Origin of the sequence: Micromonospora sp. NPDC049171, assembly GCF_040648275.1 — a bacterium.
Classification (GTDB): domain Bacteria; phylum Actinomycetota; class Actinomycetes; order Mycobacteriales; family Micromonosporaceae; genus Micromonospora.
Genome location: NZ_JBEZDJ010000056.1, coordinates 1 through 15,798 on the forward strand (window position 1 = coordinate 1; position 15,798 = coordinate 15,798).

General features: G+C 70.8%; 15 protein-coding genes. 6 read left to right on the forward strand and 9 right to left on the reverse strand.

Annotated elements, in window-relative coordinates; all coding sequences use genetic code 11:
* The first annotated feature begins 206 nt into the window (after nucleotides 1–206).
* Nucleotides 207–1,883 (forward strand): MDR family MFS transporter, encoded by a 1,677-nt coding sequence (locus AB0B14_RS36505; RefSeq protein WP_357526715.1) that lies wholly within the window; start codon nucleotides 207–209, stop codon nucleotides 1,881–1,883.
* Nucleotides 1,884–1,928: 45 nt separating this feature from the next.
* Here AB0B14_RS36505 and AB0B14_RS36510 read toward each other — a convergent pair whose 3' ends face one another.
* Complete coding sequence (locus AB0B14_RS36510; RefSeq protein ID WP_357526716.1) at nucleotides 1,929–2,786, reverse strand: helix-turn-helix transcriptional regulator; 858 nt, start codon at nucleotides 2,784–2,786, stop codon at nucleotides 1,929–1,931.
* Between the two features lie 147 nt (nucleotides 2,787–2,933).
* On the opposite strand from AB0B14_RS36510, the gene AB0B14_RS36515 reads away from it, so the two are divergent.
* Nucleotides 2,934–4,043, forward strand: coding sequence for an FAD-dependent oxidoreductase (locus AB0B14_RS36515; RefSeq protein WP_357526718.1), 1,110 nt, complete (start codon nucleotides 2,934–2,936; stop codon nucleotides 4,041–4,043).
* A gap of 14 nt (nucleotides 4,044–4,057) precedes the next feature.
* Here AB0B14_RS36515 and AB0B14_RS36520 read toward each other — a convergent pair whose 3' ends face one another.
* Nucleotides 4,058–4,690, reverse strand: a complete 633-nt coding sequence (locus tag AB0B14_RS36520) for a TetR/AcrR family transcriptional regulator (RefSeq protein ID WP_357526720.1) — start codon at nucleotides 4,688–4,690, stop codon at nucleotides 4,058–4,060.
* Between the two features lie 129 nt (nucleotides 4,691–4,819).
* Here AB0B14_RS36520 and AB0B14_RS36525 point away from each other — a divergent pair, with 129 nt between their 5' ends.
* A complete protein-coding gene (locus tag AB0B14_RS36525; RefSeq protein WP_357068490.1) occupies nucleotides 4,820–5,854 on the forward strand; it encodes an aldo/keto reductase in 1,035 nt (344 codons plus the stop codon).
* A gap of 49 nt (nucleotides 5,855–5,903) precedes the next feature.
* On the opposite strand, the gene AB0B14_RS36530 is transcribed toward AB0B14_RS36525, so the two are convergent.
* Complete coding sequence (locus AB0B14_RS36530) at nucleotides 5,904–6,395, reverse strand: NUDIX domain-containing protein (RefSeq protein WP_357068488.1); 492 nt, start codon at nucleotides 6,393–6,395, stop codon at nucleotides 5,904–5,906.
* A 56-nt stretch (nucleotides 6,396–6,451) separates the two neighbouring features.
* On the opposite strand from AB0B14_RS36530, the gene AB0B14_RS36535 reads away from it, so the two are divergent.
* Complete coding sequence (locus tag AB0B14_RS36535) at nucleotides 6,452–8,101, forward strand: fatty acid--CoA ligase (protein ID WP_357526722.1); 1,650 nt, start codon at nucleotides 6,452–6,454, stop codon at nucleotides 8,099–8,101.
* 185 nt (nucleotides 8,102–8,286) lie between these two features.
* Here the strand turns inward: AB0B14_RS36535 and AB0B14_RS36540 are convergent, their stop codons facing one another.
* The 6 genes from AB0B14_RS36540 to AB0B14_RS36565 form a co-directional block, all read right to left on the reverse strand.
* Nucleotides 8,287–9,297: an NADPH:quinone reductase gene (locus tag AB0B14_RS36540; RefSeq protein ID WP_357068484.1), complete on the reverse strand. Its 1,011-nt coding sequence runs from the start codon at nucleotides 9,295–9,297 to the stop codon at nucleotides 8,287–8,289.
* A 28-nt stretch (nucleotides 9,298–9,325) separates the two neighbouring features.
* The gene (locus AB0B14_RS36545; RefSeq protein WP_357068482.1) at nucleotides 9,326–9,979 is read right to left on the reverse strand and encodes an HAD family phosphatase; all 654 of its coding nucleotides are present in this window, start codon (nucleotides 9,977–9,979) and stop codon (nucleotides 9,326–9,328) included.
* Between the two features lie 32 nt (nucleotides 9,980–10,011).
* The gene (locus tag AB0B14_RS36550; protein ID WP_357526733.1) at nucleotides 10,012–10,839 is read right to left on the reverse strand and encodes a hypothetical protein; all 828 of its coding nucleotides are present in this window, start codon (nucleotides 10,837–10,839) and stop codon (nucleotides 10,012–10,014) included.
* Between the two features lie 189 nt (nucleotides 10,840–11,028).
* The gene (locus AB0B14_RS36555) at nucleotides 11,029–11,703 is read right to left on the reverse strand and encodes an FKBP-type peptidyl-prolyl cis-trans isomerase (RefSeq protein WP_357526724.1); all 675 of its coding nucleotides are present in this window, start codon (nucleotides 11,701–11,703) and stop codon (nucleotides 11,029–11,031) included.
* 146 nt (nucleotides 11,704–11,849) lie between these two features.
* Entirely contained in the window at nucleotides 11,850–12,485 is a 636-nt protein-coding gene (locus AB0B14_RS36560) for a DUF4241 domain-containing protein (RefSeq protein ID WP_357526726.1), read from the reverse strand.
* 75 nt (nucleotides 12,486–12,560) lie between these two features.
* Nucleotides 12,561–13,598 (reverse strand): Ku protein, encoded by a 1,038-nt coding sequence (locus AB0B14_RS36565; protein WP_357526728.1) that lies wholly within the window; start codon nucleotides 13,596–13,598, stop codon nucleotides 12,561–12,563.
* Nucleotides 13,599–13,683: 85 nt separating this feature from the next.
* Between AB0B14_RS36565 and ligD (AB0B14_RS36570) the strand changes: the two genes are divergently transcribed.
* Both ligD (AB0B14_RS36570) and ligD (AB0B14_RS36575) read left to right on the forward strand, forming a co-directional pair.
* Entirely contained in the window at nucleotides 13,684–14,625 is a 942-nt protein-coding gene (gene ligD, locus AB0B14_RS36570; RefSeq protein WP_357526729.1) for a non-homologous end-joining DNA ligase, read from the forward strand.
* The gene (ligD, locus tag AB0B14_RS36575) at nucleotides 14,615–15,526 is read left to right on the forward strand and encodes a non-homologous end-joining DNA ligase (RefSeq protein ID WP_357526731.1); all 912 of its coding nucleotides are present in this window, start codon (nucleotides 14,615–14,617) and stop codon (nucleotides 15,524–15,526) included. Before ligD (AB0B14_RS36570) ends, ligD (AB0B14_RS36575) begins: the two co-directional genes overlap by 11 nt.
* Nucleotides 15,527–15,798 lie beyond the last annotated feature (272 nt).

The window sequence follows — 15,798 nt, forward strand, 5'->3', positions numbered from 1 at the left end:
CGTCACCACACCCGGCCTCGCCACCAGCACCTCCACCACAACCAAGATCAGTTGCACTGAAGCCTAGAAACCACCCGGCGTGTCGTGGCAATAACTCCATGATCAACGCCGCGTGGGGTGGGGGTGGGGGTGGGGGTGGGTGGGGGTGGGGGTGGGTTTTTTGGGGGTTGGGTGCATGTTTTGCGGCTTGCGGGATAGACGGGCACATGACCAGCGATGCCTCCGCCGCGCCGGTGCTGAATCGTCAGCAGATCCGGCTGCTCATGTTCGGCCTGATGACCGGCATGCTGTTGGCCGCACTCGACCAGACCATCGTCGGTACGGCCCTGCCCACCATCGTCGGGGAGTTGGGCGGGATCAACCACTACTCGTGGGTGGTCACCGCGTACCTGCTCGCGTCGACGGCGTCGACACCGCTGTACGGCAAGATGGCCGACCTGTACGGGCGTCGTCCGGTCTTCCTCTTCTCGATCGGCACGTTCCTGGTCGGGTCGCTGCTGGCCGGGCTGTCGCAGAACATGACCCAGCTGATCGTCACCCGGGGCATCCAGGGTCTCGGCGCCGGTGGTCTGCTGACCCTCGCGTTCACCATCATCTCGGACGTGGTGTCACCCCGGGAGCGTGGCCGCTACCAGGGACTCTTCGGTGCGGTCTTCGGGATCTCGTCGGTGGCGGGGCCGCTTGTCGGTGGGTACTTCGCGGAGACCGACTGGCGGTGGATCTTCTACATCAACGTGCCGCTGGCGGTCCTGGCGATCGTGGTCTGCTATCACGTGATGCGGCTGATCCCGTTCGAACGCCGGGACCACTCGATCGACTGGCTCGGTGCCGGTCTGCTGGTCGCTGGGGTGAGCTCCCTGCTGTTGGCGTTGAGCTGGGGTGGCAACGAGTACGCCTGGGGCTCAGGTGTGATCATCACGCTCTTCGTCGTCGGTGCGGTGCTGGGGGTGCTGTTCGTCCTGCAGGAGGCCCGGGTGGCGGAGCCGATCCTGCCGCTGCGGCTGTTCCGCAGCGCCACCTTCGCCCTGGCCAACGCGGCACTGCTCGTCATCGGTCTGGTGATGTTCGGTTCGATCATCTTCATCCCGCTCTACCTGCAGATCGTCAAGGGCGCCTCGCCGACCCGCAGCGGTCTGCTGATGCTGCCGATGATGGCCGGCATCATCATCACCTCGATCCTGACCGGTCGCGCGATGACCCGGATCGGCAGGTACAAGTGGTTCCCGGTGGCCGGCTCGGTGACCCTGCTGGTCGGCATGTTCCTGTTCACCCAGTTGGAGGTGAGCACCTCCCTCTGGGTCGCGTTCGGGTACATGGTGGTGATCGGCATCGGGCTGGGCCTGTGCATGCAGTCGCTGATCCTGGCGGTGCAGAACGCGGTCTCCGTCCGCGACCTGGGTGCCGGCACCTCCTCGGCGACCTTCTTCCGGTCACTGGGCGGGTCGTTCGGGGTGGCGATCCTCGGCACGGTGCTCTCGTCCCGGCTGACCAGCGGGCTGGGTGACCGGCTGCCCGGCGCGATCGCGCAGCTGCCGCCGCAGGAGCAGGCCGCCGTGGCGGCCAGTGGCGGCACCAACATCTCGATCAACGATCCGGCCACCATCCTGGCCCTGCCGGGGCCGGTACGCGCGGCCATCCAGGGTGCCTTCGTCGACGCGCTGGACATGGTCTTCCTGACCGCCGGCCTGATCGCGATCGTGGCGGTGGTGGTCACCCTGACGCTGCCGAACACGCAACTGCGGGGTGCCGGCCCGCAGGGTGCCACCGGCGGCGCCGACCCGCTCGGCGGTGAGGCTCCGGCCCCGGGCGGCAAGCCGTTGACCCGCGAGTCCAAGGAGGAGGCCGCCGCCGACATGGAGGCCAAGTCCCAGACGATGATCTGAGTGTCTCGACACCGACCGCCCCGGACTGCTCCGGGGCGGTCGACGTCAGCCGGCCACGAGGCGGAGCGGCTGCGGGTGTTGACTGTTGAGGCGGTCGAGCGCGTCGGAGGTCGCCGCATCGGCGGGCAGGTACACGATCAGACGTTGGTCGTCGTCCGCCGGAAGTTCGAGGGTCTCGTACGCGAGCCGGAGCAGACCCGCCTCGGGATGGGCCAGCCGGAAGAGGCCGCTGGCCTTCGGCAGGCTGGGCACGGTGTCGACGCGCCGGGTGAAGGCGTCGCCCGCCGTGATGGTCAGCTCGTCGGCCAGGGCGGCCATCGGCGGGTAGGCCCGGAACGGACCTTGTTTGAGGGCGGCGACCTGCTCGTCGGCCAGGTGGTCCCAGTCGGGGTACGCGTTGCGAGCCCGGGCGTCGGTGAGGATGAACCGGGCGAGGTTGGCCGTCGTCGCGTCCAGCAGACCGATCGGACCGACCAGCCGCACGTACCCGGCGGTGTGGGCGAGGACGTCGCTGAGCCGGTTGAGCAGCACCGCCGGTGCGGGTTCGAGACGGTCGAGCAGCGCCCGCACGGTCGGACGTACCTCGCCGCTCGGGGGGATGCGGCCCCGGCAGTTGTAACTGGGATCGGCCGCCTTGGTGAGGTGGTGCAGGTGGGCGCGTTCGTGCCAGTTCAACCGGAGTGCGCTGGCGAGCGCGGCGAGCACCTGCGGGGACGGTCGACGGTCGCGGCCCTGTTCGAGTCTCGTGACGTACTCGACGCTCACGTCGGCGAGGGCCGCCACCTCGGATCGGCGTAGTCCCGGGGCGCGACGGCGCGGCCCGGCGGGGAGCCCCACCTCGGCCGGTGTCACCGCTTCCCGGTGGAGGCGCAGGAACAAGCCAAGCTCGTTGTCGCTCACCATCCGAACGTAGCAACGCCGGCCGATCGGATGGTGTCCCTGCCACTACCAGCCTCGGTCCGGTCTCCCTGGGCTGCTGCCAACTGACGACCGTGAGGGGAGGCGCTCGACAGCTGTCGAGCGGAGGTTCTGGTCGGTTGGAGTTGAGTCATGAGTCGTACGGTTGTGGTCGTCGGCGGCGGTTACGGGGGTACGGCGGTCGCCAAGGCGCTGGAGTTGGTGGCCGATGTCGTCCTCATCGATCCTCGGGACGCGTTCGTCAACGTCGCCGGGGCGCTGCGGGCGCTGGTCCGGCCCGAGTGGGCAGGCAATATCTTCTTTCCCTTCGACACGGTGCTCACCCGGGGCACGGTGATCCGGGATCGAGTGGTCTCGGTGGATTCCGGTGGTGTCACGCTGGCCTCGGGTCAGCGTGTCGCGGCGGACTATCTGGTGCTGGCCACCGGTTCCAGTTACGCCTACCCGGCCAGGCTCAACGCCGACTCCATCGACGCGGCGCTCGACGACCTGCGTCAGACCAACAAGGAGTTGGCCAGCGCCGGGCGGGTCCTGATCCTCGGCGCCGGGCCGGTCGGATTGGAACTGGCCGGTGAGATCAAGGAGGTCTGGCCGGACAAGCTCGTCACCCTCGTCGATCCGGCCGAGCAGCTGCTGCCCGGCTTCACGCCCGAGATGCGCGATGACCTGCACCGGCAGCTCGACGAGCTGGGCATCCAGGTGCGGCTGGGCACCAGCCTGGCCGCACCGTTGACGACCGACGCCAATCGGGCCGCGACCGTCACGGCCACCACCACCGACGGCGACGAGATCACCGCCGACATCTGGTTCCGTGCCTTTGGTCTGCGGACCAACAGTGCCTACCTCGGCGACGGCCGACTGACGACGCTCACCCCGCGGGGGCAGGTAGCGGTCACGGAAACTCTCAACGTGCGCGGGTCCGGCGACATCCTCGAGCACGTCTACGCGATCGGCGACCTCACCGATGTCACAGAGGACAAGATGGCCGCGTACGCGTTGCAGCACGCCGAGGTCGTGGCGCGGAACATCACCGCGCAGCTGGGTGGCGGACAGCCGACGGCCACCTACCAACCGATGCCCCATCCCATGATCCTGATCCCGCTCGGGTCGCGACACGGTGTCGGCCAGCTGCCCATGCCCGACGGCCCGGCCGTCGTCCCTGCCGCGACGGTCGCCGAGTACAAGGGCGTGGACCTGTTCACCGGTCGCTTCACCGAACAGTTCGGCCCCACCGCGGCCTGAGTCGACCGCGGTGGTCAGGCGGGGCGGCGGTAGACGCCGTACCACCAGGTCGCGGCCAACTCCCGGGCGGCCGCCGCGTCGGTCTCGGGGTCGGCCGGGGTCGTGCTGACGTGGTCGGCCAGGAAGCGGTCGCCGCCGACCACGATCAGCCGGCTGGCCGTCGTCACGTCCAGGTCGGCGGGGGTACGCCCGGCCTGCTGTTCGATCCGGAGCACGTCGACGGTACGGGTGACGAACTGCTCCAACCCCGCCGCCCAGTACTCCCGGACCACCTCGTCGTACGCGGCGACCTCGTTGATCGCCGCCAGCACCGGGGCGTATGTCCGGTAGATCCGGATTACGTCGGCGAAGATCTCGGTCAGCACCGCCAGCGGATCGCCAGGTGCGCTGGGGCTCCACTCGCCGGTACGGCCGAAGGAGCTCTCCCGCATGGTCCCGGCGAGGCGCATGAGCAGCTCGCTCTTGTCCCGGAAATGGGTGTAGAAGGTCGACCTCGCCACCCCGGCCTCGGCGGCGATCCGCTGGACGCCGAGGTCGGTGAAGCGAGCCCCCTGCTGGAGCAGCCGCTCGGTGGCCGCCAACACCCGTGCTTCGACGGCGGCACGCCCGTCGGGGTTGCTCGGACGGCGGCGGGTGATCGAGGGCATAGCCGGAATCCTAGGTGGCCAGGTGCTCGACGGGCGACGTACGCTCGTTGCCGGACACAGTGTCCGACATAGTGACCAGGGAGCGCCCGCTCGCGGCCTCCGAACCGCGCACCACGAGGAGCGACACACGTGAAGTACCGACTGCTGGGCACCACCGGGGTGTACGTCTCGGAGATCTCACTCGGCGCGATGACCTTCGGTGGCAGCGGCCACCCGCTCTGGGGCACCCTCGGCGGGCTGTCCCTGCCCGACGCCCAGCGGCTGGTGGACACCGCGCTGGACGCTGGGGTCAACTTCGTCGACACCGCCGACGGCTACAGCGATGGCGAGAGCGAGGAACTGCTCGGCCAGGCGCTCGGCAAGCGGCGTCGCGACGTGGTGCTGGCCACCAAGGTGCACTCCCGCACGGGGCCCGGCCCGAACGACGTCGGCACCTCCCGGCTGCACATCATGCAGAACCTGGAGGACAGCCTGCGTCGGCTGGGCACCGATCACATCGACCTCTACCAGATCCACAACTTCGACCAGATCACTCCCATGGAGGAGATGCTGCGCGCGCTGGACGACGCGGTCCGGCAGGGCAAGGTCCGCTACATCGGCGCCGCCAACTTCGCCGCCTGGCAGATCTCCAAGGCGCTCGGCATCTCCGCCCGCGAGAAGCTGGCCGGCTTCGTCTCGGTGCAGGAGTACTACTCGCTGCTGGGCCGGGACGTGGAACGCGACGTGGTGCCGATGGCGCTCAACGAGGGTGTCGGGCTGACCGTCTGGAGCCCGCTCGCCGGTGGCTTCCTCTCCGGCAAGGTCAGCCGGGACGGCGCCGTCGCCGACAGTGGCGCGCGCAGCGCCCAGCCCGGTTACTCCAGCTTCACGCCGTTCGACCCCGAGCACGCCTTCGGCGTCGTCGACGTGCTCAGGGGCGTCGCCGAGCGGCACGGGGTCAGCCCGGCCCGGGTGGCGGTCGCCTGGCTGCTGTCGCGGCCCGCCGTGACCAGCGTGATCGTCGGTGCCCGCAAGCAGGAGCAGTTGGTGGACAACATCGCCGCCTCGGATCTCACCCTGACCGAGCAGGACCTCGGCGAGCTGGACGAGGCCACCAAGCTGCCGGTCGCGTACCCGAACTGGATCCAGGAGGGGTTCTTCGCCGGGACGCGCCTGCCGCAGTAACGCACGGCCCGGGGCCGAGTCTCGGTGAGGCACGGCCCCGGGGCCGCCCCTACTTCAGGATGAGCCGGTTGGTCTGCTCGAAGACGTCCAGGTCGGCCAGGGTCTCGGTGACCGAGGCGGAGAGCGGGGCGGGGAACCGGTCGCGGGGGAAGAAGCCGGCGTCGGTGGTCTCGTCGGTGACCCGGGCCAGTTGCCCGTCCCACTCCTCCACCTTGAACGCCGTGGTGAAGACCTGGTAGGTGTGCCCGTACATGTTGGTGCTCGTCCGGTCCGGGCCGGTGTAGAGGGCGAACGCGCAGACCCGCAGCGCCCGCAACCCGGTCTCCTCGCGGACCTCGCGGACCGCGCAGTCGGCTATCGACTCGCCCAACTCCATCGCCCCGGCCGGCATGGCCCACTGGCCGTTGTCCGAGCGTTGGATCAGCAGGATGCGTCCGGCGTTGTCGCTGACCACGGCGCGGGCACCGACGAACATCAGCGTCCGGTCCCCGGCTAGCGCGCGCAACTGCCCAACGTACGAGTCGGCCCAGGAGATGCTCACCTGCGCCAATTTACGGGGGTTCCCAACGTGTGACCGCCGACACTAGCTTGTTACCCATGCGTAGCACGATGATGGACGCCCCTCTGCAGGTCTCCCGGATCCTCGAGCACGGCGCAGGAGTGCACGGCACCGCCGAGGTGGTCACCTGGACGGGCGCCGAGCCCCGCCGGATGACGTACGCCGAGGTGGGTCGCACGGCCGCCCGGCTGGCCCACGCGCTGCGCGACGAGTGTGGGGTGACCGGCGACGAGCGGGTCGCCACCTTCATGTGGAACAACAGCGAGCACCTGGTCGCCTACTTCGCGGTGCCGAGCATGGGTGCGGTGCTGCACACGCTCAACATCCGACTCTTTCCCGACCAGGTCGTCTACATCGCCAACCACGCCGAGGACCGGGTGGTGCTCGTCGACAGCACGCTCATCCCGCTGCTGGCCCGGGTGATCGGTGAGCTGGCCACGGTGCGGCACGTGGTGGTGGTCGGTGGCGGTGACCCGGCGCCGCTGGTGGCGGCCGCCGGTGACCGGATCACCGTGCACCACTGGGACGCGCTGCTCGCCGACCGGCCGGACGTCTTCGACTGGCCCGAGGTGGACGAGCACGACGCCGCGGCGCTCTGCTACACCTCGGGCACCACGGGCAACCCGAAGGGTGTGGCCTACTCGCACCGGTCCATCTACCTGCACTCGTTGCAGGTCTGCCTGCCGGAGGGCTTCGGTCTCGGGCCGACCGACCGGGAGTTGGCCATCGTGCCGATGTTCCACGCCATGTCGTGGGGTCTGCCGTACGCGGCCTTCCTCTCCGGCTCTTCGCTGATCATGCCGGACCGGTTCCTCCAGGCCGCGCCGATCGCCGAGATGATCGCCGCCGAGCGGCCCACCCTGGCCGGGGCGGTGCCGACCATCTGGACCGACCTGCTGGCCTACCTGGACAGCCACGACGTGGACACGTCCTCGCTCACCGAGGTGATCGTCGGTGGCTCGGCCTGCCCGCCGGCGCTGATGCACGCGTTCGACGAGCGGCACGGGATCGACGTCATCCACGCCTGGGGGATGACCGAGATGTCCCCACTGGGGTCGATCTCGCGTCCGCCCGCCGGTGCGACGGGCGAGCAGGCGTGGCGCTACCGCTACACGCAGGGGCGGGTGCCGGCGGGTGTGCGGGCGCGGATCGTTGGGCCGGCCGGCGAGCAGTTGCCCGCCGACGGCGAGGCCGTGGGTGAGCTGGAGGTCCGTGGGCCGTGGGTGACCGCACGGTACGTCGGCGACGACACCCCGGACGAGGAGAAGTTCCGGGACGGCTGGCTGCGTACCGGCGACGTGGGCACCCTCTCGCCGGAGGGGTACATCACGCTGACCGACCGCGCCAAGGACGTGATCAAGTCCGGCGGTGAGTGGATCTCGTCGGTGGAGCTGGAGAACGCGCTGATGGGTCACCCGGCGGTGCTGGAGGCGTGCGTGGTGGGTGTGCCGGACGAGCGGTGGGACGAGCGACCGCTGGCCACCGTGGTGGTCCGGGAAGGTGCCTCGGTGACGGCCGAGGAGCTGCGCGACTTCCTGGCCGGCTCGGTGGCGCGCTGGCAGTTGCCGGAGCGCTGGGCGTTCATCGACTCGGTGCCGAAGACGAGCGTGGGCAAGTTCGACAAGAAGGTCGTCCGTTCGCGGTACGCCGAGGGCGAGCTGACCGTCCGGGAGTTGGCAGCGCCGTAACGTCTTGCCCGGCACTGTCGCCGCTGGCGGTGGAGTGCTGCTGGACATTCCTCCGCAGGGGCGGCCCCGGCGTTCGCACCGCGCCGGGGCCGCCCGTTCCACGCGGGGCGACCCGCACAGTCATTGTTGCGAAACTTATTCGCTTCTGTCCTGATGATGGGGAAATCAGATGGTCGGCGACCCGATCAGGCGTCGCTGGTGGTGACCAGCACCTTGCCCACCGCCGAGTCCTCCACCGCCTGGTGCGCCGCGGCCGTCTCGGCCAGGGAGTAGCGGTGCAGCGGCAGGCCGGCATCGGCACCGACCCGGATGCCGCCCTGGGTGGCCGCCGCGGCCACGTCCTTGACCCCCTGCGCCTTGGCCGCCTTCGGCTCGGTGTAGACGAGCACGAACTGCCAGCGCGCGTTCGGCACCATCATCGCCCGGATCGGGATGGTCACCTCGTCGCCGCCGTCGTCGGCGTACATGCAGACCGCGCCGCCGTGCCGCAGCACCTGCACGTCCATCGCCGCGTTCGTCGCCGGAGCGACCTCCACGATCGTGTGGACCCCGTCGGGGGCGATCTTGCGGACCTCCGCGACCACGTCCTGCTCGCGGTAGTTCACCACGTACGAAGCACCGGCCGCCGCCGCGAGCTGGGCCTTCTCGGCGCTGCTCACCGTGGCGACCACCGTGGCGTCGGCCCACCGGGCGAGCTGGATCGCCGCATTGCCGACCGCACCCGCCCCGCCCTGCACCAGCACGGTGTGGTCGGCCAACGCACCGGCGCGCAGCGTGTCCGGCATGAACTCGCCGGCGGTCAGGCAGCGGTGCGCGGTGAGGAACGGGATGCCCAGGGCGGCCCCCACCTCGAACGAGGCGGCACCGAGACGGACCGCCTGACGCACCGGCACCAGCGTGTATTCCGCCGCCGTGCCCCACGGCCGCTGCCAGGCGGCCTCCCAGATCCAGACACGCTCACCGATCAGGTCCGGGTCGACCCCCTCGCCGACCGCCTCCACCACGCCCGCGCCGTCCTGCCCGGGAATCTGCCAGCCCTGCGGCGCGGAGGAGCGGCGGGACTTCCAGTCGGTCGGGTTGACCCCCGACACCGCCACCCGCACCAGAACCTCACCCGCCCCGGGTGTCGGCACCGGCCGGTCGACCAGTTTCAGCACCGAAGGGTCGCCGGTGTGCTCGTACACGATGGCTCTCATGCGTGGTCTCTACCCCCCTCGGCTGGCGTCAACCCAGGCTGTCCACCAGCTCCGGGGTCAGCTCACCGATCGACCCCACCGTCACCACGGCCAGCCGGGCGGCATCCGGGTCCAGGGGATACGAGCCGTGTGGCACGGCCACCACCCGCATCCCCGCCGCGGCGGCCGACCGCACCCCGTTCGACGAGTCCTCCACTGCCACACAGCGGGCCGGGTCGACGCCGAGGCGCTCGGCGACGTTCAGGTAGACGTCGGGTGCGGGCTTGCCCCGCTCGGTCTGCTCGGTGGACAGGGTCGCGCCGAACGCGTCGGTCAGGCCGGTGGCGGCCAGCGCCGCCTCGATCAGCCGGGTCGGCGACGAACTGGCCAACCCCAGCGGCCACCGCCCGGCCAGCCGGCGGACGACCTCATCGGCGCCGGCGATCAGGGGTACGTGGGCCCGGTAGCGTCGAGTCATCTCCTCGACCACCTCGACGGCGACCTGCTCGGCGGTGCGCCCGACGCCCAGCTCGCCGCTGAGATAGTGGGCCCACTCGCCGGTGCTCATCCCCATCAGCCGTTTTTGGGTGTCCGGCTGCCACGTCCCGCCGTGCGTCGCCACGTACGCCCGGCGGACCTCCTCCCACACCGGCTCGGAATCCACGATCACGCCGTCCAGGTCGAAGACCACCGCATCTGTCACGGGCCCATCCTGCCTGACCGGTGGGCGCCGGGTCAGCCGGGCAGCGCGGGCAGGCCGAGCGGGCTGCTCTCGGGCAGCAGGGTGTGGCCGGACCGGGCGATCGGCTCCAGCAGCTCCCGGAGCCGGTCCGTGCCGGGGGCGCCGAGCGCCTGCCACGGGTGCGCGGCGGCCCGGTCGGTGGCGTCCTCGACGGCCTGGAACTCGGCCCGGCCGTGCTCGGCGGGCGCGCCGTCGCCGGTCAGCCAGCCCCGCCGCGTCAGCCGCTCGCGGGCGGCCTGCCACTGCTCCTCGGACCAGCCCCGGCCCAGCAGGTACTGCGGCGGCGAACCGTCCAACGCGACCCGCCAGGTCAACGTCTCCACCGGGTCCAACCCGGCGGCAACCAGCGCCGCCACGTGCCCGTCGCCCCGGTGTTCGCGCAGCGTGGTGGCGGCCTGCCAGAGCCGCGCCAGCGGATATTCCCCGACCGGCAGCGCCGCGTTGGCCGCGCCGAGCACCCGGCCGGCGGTCTGCGCCGCCGAGGCGGCCCGTTCCAGCAGGTCGGCGGCCTCCGCCAGGTGCGACTCCGGCAGCTCGTAGGTCAGCTCGGCGAGCGCCTGCACGGCACCTGTCAGTCGGACGCGCAAAGCCTCCGGCGGGGTGGCCAACCGCCACACCGCCGGCAGCGCACGGGCCACCATCGGCGGCGCGAAGTTGAAGAAGGCGGCGATCACCGGGGCCGCCTCGGTGGCGCCCAGCGGCGCGGCCCGGCCGGCGAAGTAACCACGCCAGTAGCCGCGCAAGCCGACCGCCTCGTACGCGGCGCGGGCCCGGGGGTGCAGGTAGGTGACCGCGTGCACCGGCTCGAAGTACGCCCACATCGACCGGGCGGTCCGCCCAGGCTCGTCCAGCGCCGTCATCTGCACCTCCGCGTCGGAGTCCCCGATCTCACCCCGGGCGGCGAACCGCCCGGGGTGACGCCGAACCTACTGCCGCTGGGTGACGGGCCGGAAGCCCCATGTGAACAACTCCATCGCGCCCCGGCGACAACCGGGGCGATCCGGACGGGATCACTGGGCGGCGATCACGTCCACCACGAAGCGCAGCGGGCCGGTCGGGCGCCCACCAGCGGCGGCCGGGTCGTTGCCGTAGCCCAGCTCGCCCGGGATGTCGAGCTGCACCCGGCTGCCCACCGTCACGCCGACCAGGCCCTGGTCCCAGCCGGGAATGACCTGGCCGACGCCGATCGGGAAGGTCACCGGCTGCCCGCCCTTCCAGGAAGAGTCGAACTCCTTGCCGTCCTTGAAGAACACCCCCACGTAGTTGGTGGTGATGTTCTGGCCCTTCTTGACGGCCGGGCCGGTCCCCTTGATCAACGGGGTGACCGCGAGCTTCTTGAGGTCGCCCGTGCCCGGCTTCACCGTCGGCTTGGTCTTCAGCGCCGGATCGGCGTCCGCGGGCAGCTGCGGGGCGGGCGGCGCGGCGGGCTCGTCGGGGGCCGGGACGGTCGCGGACGGGGTCGCGTCGGCCTGGTTCTTGGGCTTGTCGTCGCCCCCGCCACCGATCGTCACGAAGACGCCGATCAGCACCCCGGCAACGGCGACGGCGGCGAGGCCGCTGATCACCGCGTTGCGCTTACGCTTCCGGTCGGCGGCCTTCTTCGCCGCCAACTGGGCGGCCAGCCGGCGCCCCGACTTGGTTGCCGGGCTCTGGTCCGGGCCCGTCTGCTGCGTCCGCTCGCTCACGTCGTCGACTCCCTGCTGCGAAGTGTGGCCGGCACCCGGTGCCGGGGGGAAAGCCGACGCACACGGTACCCGCACCACGGCCCACCGTGCCCGCCGCGGACGTGGCGGATCGCCCAGCGCGTCAGTTCCGGTCTGTTCCCGGTCGGTTATTCCGGGACGACCATGAAGTCGGTCACGAACGAGGTGACCCGGCCGTCGGCGGCACGGCCGATCCAGGTGCCGTAGCAGCCGTCGCCCCAACCGGTGGCCACGGTGACGACGTTGGCGCCGCTGGCCTCGTCCAGGACAGCGGTGATCAGCCCCGGGACCGGGGACGACGGCAGCCTGTCGGGGATGAAGACCTGCTCGACCTGGTCGTAGTCCCAGCCTTCCAGGACACTGAGCGCGGTCGGGTCGGCGAGGGTGCCGGCACCGGCGTCCACCCCGTACCCGAAGTAGTCGTCCGCACCGAGGGTGGCGACGTCCTGGTCGCCCGCCACGGCCAACTCCCAGCGGGTGGTCGGCTCGTCGGAGACCAGCAACTGGAACGCGGCCACCCGCCGGTCCACCTCGGCGTCCTCCCGGAGCACCACGGCCACCCAGGCGCGGGCGGCATACCGCCCCGGCGGCACGGTCACCGTGAACGGCTCGGCCTCCGGGCAGACCAGCGGGTCGCACCCGACCACCTGGCCGGTGGGCAGCACGACGTCGCCCGCCGGGTGGACCTCGATCAGGTACGCGCCGTGCTGGTCGGTGAAACGGGCGCCGGACGTCAACAACCGGTCCAGGTCAGGGGTGTACATGAGGGCTCCTCCGGTGGCCAGCGGCCGGCGGAGCGTACCCAACCGGGCGGACACCGCCGTCGCTGCCGTACCCGGTCAGGCGCTCTTGCGGGGTGCGGCCTTGCGGGCGGCCGTCTTCTTCGCCGGCTCCGCCTTCTTCGCGGTGGTCTTCTTGGCGGCGGTCTTCTTCGCCGGCTCGGCGGCCTTCTTCTCGGCCGTCTTCTTCGTCGCGGTCTTCTTCGCCGGGGCCTTGGCCGCCTTCTTCTCCGCCGCCTTCTGTGCCGACCGGGCCGACGAGATGGGTGTCGGCTCGCCACCGCCGCCACCGCCGCCACCACCACGGGCGGCTGGCTCGCCGCGGGCCGCCTTGGCCCGCTCCACCGAGGCCTTCAACGCGGCCATCAGGTCCACCGCCGCGGCCGGGGCCTCCTCGGCCTCCTCCGGCTGGACGACCTCCCGACCCTCCACCTTGGCGTCGATGACCTCCTGCAACGCGGCCCGGTAGTCGTCGGTGAAGACGTCCGGCTCGAACTCGCCGGTCATCGAGTCGATCAGGGAACTGGCCATCGCCAACTCCGGCGGGCGCACCTTGAGATCCTCGTCGAGGAAACCAAAATCGGGGGTACGGATCTCGTCCGGCCAGAGCATGGTGTTGAGCAGCAGTACACCCTCGCGGACCCGCAGCGTGGCGAGCTGCTCCCGCTGGCGCAACGCCACCTTGACGATGGCCACCCGCTCCGAGTCGATGAGCGCGTCGCGCAGCAGCACGTACGGCTTGGTGGCCGTGCCCTCCGGCTCGAGAAAATACGCCTTGTTGTAGAGGATCGGGTCGACCTGCTCGGCCGGCACGAACTCCAGCACGTCGATCGCGCGGGAGCTGGTCAACGGCAGGTCGGCGAAGTCCTCGTCGGTGAGGATCACCATCTCGCCGCCGCCGATGTCGTAGCCCTTGGCGATGTCGTCGTAGGTGACCTCCTCGCCGCAGACCGAGCAGGTGCGCTTGTAGCGGATCCGGCCACCGTCCGCACGGTGCACCTGGTGGAACCGAATGTCCTTCTCCTCGGTCGCGGAGTAGAGCTTCACCCCGATTGAGACGAGCCCGAACGACACGGCTCCCTTCCAGATGGCACGCATCCTGCGCTCCCTTCCCCGGTATCGACCATGCTCGCATCCGAAAGAACATGACGCGAGGTGTTCGGCCTGCTACTACAGTCGGGTCGTGCCCGGCGCGCCGCTCAAGCCGATGCTCGCGATGACCGGGCCGCTCCCGGCGGGTGCCGGCTGGGCGTACGAGTTCAAGTGGGACGGGGTTCGCGCGCTGGCCGACATCCGCGGCGGCGACCAGCACCTGTACGCCCGCTCCGGCGTGGAGATCACCGCCGCGTACCCCGAGTTGGCCACCCTGCCCGAGCAGGTCGACGACGCCCTGCTCGACGGCGAGGTGGTGCTGCTCGGCCAGGGCGGGCAGCCGTCGTTCACCGCGTTGGCCGAGCGGATGCACGTACGGGACCGGGCCAAGGCGGCCCGGCTGGCCGCGGTCATGCCGGTGACGTACATGATCTTCGACGTGCTCCGCCTCAACGGCGACGACCTGACCGGCTGGCCGTACGAGCGCCGCCGGGAGGCCCTGGACACGCTCGCCCTCGGTGGTCTCCGCTGGGCGGTGCCGCCGGTCTTCGCCGACGGCCCGGCCACCTACGAGGCCGCCGGGGAGCACGGTCTGGAGGGCGTCATGGCCAAGCGGGTCGGTGCCGTCTACCGCCCGGGGGTGCGCTCGCCGGACTGGGTGAAGGTCAAGCTGGAGGTGACCGGCGACTTCGTCATCGGCGGTTGGCGACCGGGCGCACGTCGGATCGGCGGGCTGCTGGTCGGCGTGCCCGGCCCGGACGGCCGGTTGGTCTACCGGGGTCGGGTCGGCGGTGGGATCGGCGCGGCCATCGAACGGCAGCTCCTCGCCGAGCTGGAGCCGCTGCGCTCCGGCGTGTCACCGTTCGCGCCGGGTGTGCCGCGCGAGGATGCGCGGGGTGCCATCTGGGTAAGCCCCCGGGTGGTGGTGGAGGTGAAGTACGGCCAGCGCACCCCGGACGGCCGACTGCGCTTTCCCCGGGTGCTGCGGTTGCGCCCGGACAAGCCTCCCGAGGAGGTCGACGATGCCGGCTGAGCGGCTACGGGTGGACGTCGAGGGTCGCCCGCTGGAGCTTTCCAACCTGGACAAGGTGCTCTACCCGGCGGCCGGCTTCACCAAGGGTGAGGTGATCGACTACTACACCCGGATCTCGCCGGTGCTGCTGCCGCACCTGCGCGACCGGCCGGTGACCCGGATCCGCTTCCCCAACGGGGTCGACGACAAGTCGTTCTTCGAGAAGAACACGCCGGCCGCGACCCCGGACTGGGTGCGGGTGGAGAACCTGCCCGCGCCCGGGTCGACGAAGGGTCGGGAGACGATCGACTACGTGGTTGCCGACGATCTGCCCACCCTGGTCTGGCTGGCCAACCTGGCCGCGTTGGAGCTGCACACGCCGCAGTGGAAGGTCGGCGAACACCCGGACATGATGGTCGTCGACCTGGACCCGGGGCCACCGGCCGGGATCGCCGAGTGCTGCCCGGTGGCGGTGCTGATGCGCGACCGACTCGCCGACGACGGCATCGACTCGTACCCGAAGACGTCCGGCAAGAAGGGCATGCAACTCTGCTGCCCGATCGCCGGCACCCAGTCCTCCGACGACGTCTCCGCGTACGCCCGGCGGATCGCCCAGGAGTTGGAGCAGGCCCACCCGAAGCTGATCGTGTCGAGGATGGCGAAGAACCTGCGCCCCGGCAAGGTCTTCATCGACTGGAGCCAGAACAACGCGGCGAAGACCACGGTCGCTCCGTACTCGCTGCGGGCCCAGTCGGTGCCGTCGGTGTCGACGCCGCTGACCTGGGACGAGGTCGAGGCCGGCGCCCGCGGCCGGAAACCGGCCGTCCGCCAGTTCACCGCCGCCGAGGTGCTGACCCGGGTCGAGGAGTACGGGGACCTGCTGGCCGCCCTGCTCGACGGCGGCCCGGAGTTGCCAGGCTGACAGTAGGTGACGATGGATGCCCGGATGGCCCATGGGTGATACCAGTAACAGGGCGTTACGGGCCGCAGTGTCCCGCCCGGGCCACTCACCGCCTTTGCTCTGCTTGCCTATATGCGCCACGGCGTTGAACTGGGACTTCATGGCGACCGCGCAGTCGAGGGGTGGAAACCCTCCTCGCGGAGCGTGCGCGTCGCATATAGGTAAGCAGAGCAAAGACATCCCAGGTGCTTAGGTGTCAAGCAGTGGCGGTGTTGGGGTGATGTGTCCAGGCG

Bases quoted from the DNA above. Each gene is read 5' to 3' on its own strand.
- AB0B14_RS36505 (WP_357526715.1), top strand. From the start codon at position 207: ATGACCAGCGATGCCTCCGCCGCGCCGGTGCTGAATCGTCAGCAGATC.
- AB0B14_RS36510 (WP_357526716.1), bottom strand. From the start codon at position 2,786: ATGGTGAGCGACAACGAGCTTGGCTTGTTCCTGCGCCTCCACCGGGAA.
- AB0B14_RS36540 (WP_357068484.1), bottom strand. From the start codon at position 9,297: ATGAGAGCCATCGTGTACGAGCACACCGGCGACCCTTCGGTGCTGAAA.
- ligD (WP_357526731.1), top strand. From the start codon at position 14,615: ATGCCGGCTGAGCGGCTACGGGTGGACGTCGAGGGTCGCCCGCTGGAG.
- AB0B14_RS36560 (WP_357526726.1), bottom strand. From the start codon at position 12,485: ATGTACACCCCTGACCTGGACCGGTTGTTGACGTCCGGCGCCCGTTTC.
- AB0B14_RS36550 (WP_357526733.1), bottom strand. From the start codon at position 10,839: ATGTGGGCGTACTTCGAGCCGGTGCACGCGGTCACCTACCTGCACCCC.
- AB0B14_RS36515 (WP_357526718.1), top strand. From the start codon at position 2,934: ATGAGTCGTACGGTTGTGGTCGTCGGCGGCGGTTACGGGGGTACGGCG.
- AB0B14_RS36520 (WP_357526720.1), bottom strand. From the start codon at position 4,690: ATGCCCTCGATCACCCGCCGCCGTCCGAGCAACCCCGACGGGCGTGCC.
- AB0B14_RS36535 (WP_357526722.1), top strand. From the start codon at position 6,452: ATGCGTAGCACGATGATGGACGCCCCTCTGCAGGTCTCCCGGATCCTC.
- AB0B14_RS36565 (WP_357526728.1), bottom strand. From the start codon at position 13,598: ATGCGTGCCATCTGGAAGGGAGCCGTGTCGTTCGGGCTCGTCTCAATC.